The following is a 1,257-nucleotide window of genomic DNA, read 5'->3' as shown; positions in this document are numbered from 1 at the left end:
GGGAACCTCTAAAAACTCTCAATACAAAAAATAAGATCAATTTTGCACTCACCAATAAATGACCTTATTGTGTATGACTTTTTCTTGCTTTTTCAGGGGAAAAAATAAACTCATCGCTTTTTCATCACATACCGGAATTAAAAGGCATGAATGCCGGATTTTCCAAAATAAACCAAACGTTGTAAATTATAGCAGGTTGCCTTCAGAGTCATCGCAAAAGTGGCTCGCAGCTGGCCTATCGTTCGGATAAATTTTTCACCCATCTGAGAGAATGAGCCAAAGATATGTTCTACTCGTGCCCGGGTTTTCGCTATTTTCTTATTTCGGCCTTTCTGACAGTCTGATAAGGGCTTATTGCGTGACGCTTTCCTCTGAATATGAACACGATAGCCCTGTTCCTTCAGCGCACGTTCACGCATCTGGCTGGCATACCCTTTATCAGCATAAATGTCCCGACTTGTATTTGACCGCTCCAAAACGGCTTCAAAAAACTGGCTATCATGGACAGCTGCGGTTCCTGTCGCGATGTGGCGGATCACTTTATATTTTGTATCGACATTAATGGTCAGTTTATAGCCAAAATAACTTTTACCGTTCTTTTTCGTCCAGGTTGCCTCGGTGTCTTTCTGGCATCGTTTGTTTGCTGTCCAGTTATCCGGGGTTTTACCCTGACGGATTTGTTCATTCTCTTCCTTCTTATTGTGCTGCTTAGGAACTGGAATCAACGTGGCATCAATGAGTTGACCCCCTCTAGGAATGAATCCCTGTGTCGAAAGCTGATGCTTCGCCTCTTCAAACAACGCTCTGGCACCTGCCTGGCCAATCCGTTTTTCGAAACACCAAATCGTGTTACGGTCTGGAATATTAATGACATCGGTCAAGCGACAAAAACGTTGCCAGCTCATTCGGTCAAGCAATTGATATTCCATCTTTTCATCGGAAAGATTATGGAAATGTTTCAGGATAATGATGCGAACCATCACCTCAGTCGGGAAGGGCGGGCGTCCACCTTTGGGAGAAATAATACGTGGCGCGACAAGGTCTATGGTGTCAGCCAGTGCCGAGAAATCAACATACTTATCAAGAACAAGTAGCGGATCACCTAATTCATCGATTTTTCGACGGTGATATTCGGATGCCAGCTTGTCTTTTTTTAAAGCAGAACGAGGCGGTATCATGACAGCGCTACCTTGCAGAGATGTACTGTGCCTACATTTTACTCAATTTTGTGGCTGTGAAAAGTTTTTAGAGGTTCCC

General features: G+C 43.7%; 1 protein-coding gene. It reads right to left on the bottom strand.

What is annotated here, in order from left to right; all coding sequences use genetic code 11:
• Window positions 1–137: 137 nt before the first annotated feature.
• The gene (locus ACGF49_RS24525) at window positions 138–1,175 is read right to left on the bottom strand and encodes an IS5 family transposase (protein ID WP_191215023.1); all 1,038 of its coding nucleotides are present in this window, start codon (window positions 1,173–1,175) and stop codon (window positions 138–140) included.
• Window positions 1,176–1,257 lie beyond the last annotated feature (82 nt).

Source organism: Photorhabdus sp. RM96S, assembly GCF_042879335.1.
GTDB lineage: Bacteria > Pseudomonadota > Gammaproteobacteria > Enterobacterales > Enterobacteriaceae > Photorhabdus > Photorhabdus kayaii.
Note: the sequence above shows the minus strand (reverse complement) of the source record. Positions and strands in the feature narration are given on the sequence as shown.